This is a genomic window from Methanobrevibacter sp. (genome assembly GCF_045644645.1).
Taxonomy (GTDB): domain Archaea; phylum Methanobacteriota; class Methanobacteria; order Methanobacteriales; family Methanobacteriaceae; genus Methanocatella.
Window position 1 is genome coordinate 1 of the sequence record NZ_JAZRHE010000007.1, and the last position, 1,599, is coordinate 1,599.

Below are 1,599 nucleotides of genomic sequence, written 5' to 3' on the forward strand. Positions count from 1 at the left end.
CGCATAAAGTGGCTGGTAGATATATACAAACCTTTTTCATTGATAAAACAGATGTTGTTTAAATAGGTATACGAGGGAAATTTCGTTTCACCCAAAATGTTGAAGTCTTCATCCAATATCATGATGCTAAACTCCATTTTCCCTGAATGCAAAATCTTTATATGTTCTACTTCATGATCCAAATCAGATTTTAAATGAGTAAAGCGATAATATACTTTACGATACTTATCGTATAATATATTCCCATACTCCGGTGTTTCACATGTCATCTTTAAAACTTGCGAGAACTCATCTGGCATTTTTGTATATTTCAATTTTGGCAAATATCGGCTGCGAGCCGAAAATTCTTCCATTTGTGCGGTATAAGGATTTACTCTGAAGATATTCTCATGCATCGTAAAGGAATAAACGAATTTTTTACCATCGTAAACCATGCTATAAGATGACGGGATTTCAATCGTTTTATCATTATTCCTGTCTATTGCCCACTGAGGAAAGCGCATCTTAAACGGACTTACTTTCCCATCCTTCATATTAACTATAACACTTGTCGGACAATAGGATTCAGCATCTAAAAAATTACTCATTTTTTGAGGGATAAATAACGAATCACCAATAAAAGACATTTGCTGATTGTTTAAATTGACATAATATGCTGGTAACGTCAACTTACCATCAACCGTTTTCGTATAATCAATTACTCTATTGATTGTTCCGGTCGTATCAGTTTCATAAATAATTGATCGGTCATTATTGGGTATATAAATATGATTGAAATCTTTTACATAAAATCCCCATATGTCAGTACCTACACTATTAGGGCCTTCTGCTTCATAAGCGATTTTTTTAATCAGTTTGCCTGTCTGCAATTCATATATCAATATTGTGCGTGTTCCTTGAGTGGAAAATGTCAGATAATCTATCCCATCGCATTGGAACGTATATAAATTGAACAATGGAATACGAGTTTCATCATCGATGGCAAACTCCAAATAATCTTCTTGTGGCTGCAACGAACAGACATCATTCGTATCAGTTCTATCACTGCAAGACATCAATAAGACAGAAAAAAGTAATATGTAAATTGTCTTTTTCATAATTTTCACCAATAAGGCGAGACATATTACTAATGACATGCCTCGCCACATTCATTAATCATTATATCCTAATGCTCCACACGGGCATCCAATTTGAGTTTTTCCTGTAGGTGTACATCTTGTATATAACTGTTCCCAGTAACAAGTACCGTTACCCCATTCTTCTCTCGCCAACGCTTCTAAATTCTCCAAAGCCAATTCAGACATACCTTCTGTTGCAGGATGAATTTGAGATTGATATACATTGTAACCGGCAATCATTGCCAATGCTGCAACGGCCAAAACTTTTAAGAGATTTTTCTTCATTAGATAAATTTTAATGATTTGTCATTCGTTTTTTATTTAACTCACATTTAATTTGCATAGTATCAGGAGATTATTTAATATTGTTACTTTAAATGTAATATCTGAATCATTGGATTGCTTTCTTCATCTTTCTGAGCAGTAGCAAAAACAAAGCAATTATCATCACAAGCGGAAGATATAGCTATGAATTTAAATC

The 1,599-nt window shown here is 33.7% G+C and carries 2 protein-coding genes; both read right to left on the bottom strand.

Translation table 11 applies throughout. From position 1 onward, the window contains the following. Positions 1 to 1,097: DUF4221 family protein (locus tag ACKI4K_RS00260; protein ID WP_407421107.1), on the bottom strand; the 1,097-nt coding region annotated here is incomplete at its 3' end. A 54-nt stretch (positions 1,098 to 1,151) separates the two neighbouring features. Beyond that, complete coding sequence (locus ACKI4K_RS00265) at positions 1,152 to 1,403, bottom strand: NVEALA domain-containing protein (RefSeq protein WP_407421109.1); 252 nt, start codon at positions 1,401 to 1,403, stop codon at positions 1,152 to 1,154. Between the last annotated feature and the right edge of the window lie 196 nt (positions 1,404 to 1,599).

Coding starts and splice junctions, on each gene's coding strand:
- ACKI4K_RS00265 (WP_407421109.1), bottom strand. CDS start 1,403: ATGAAGAAAAATCTCTTAAAAGTTTTGGCCGTTGCAGCATTGGCAATG.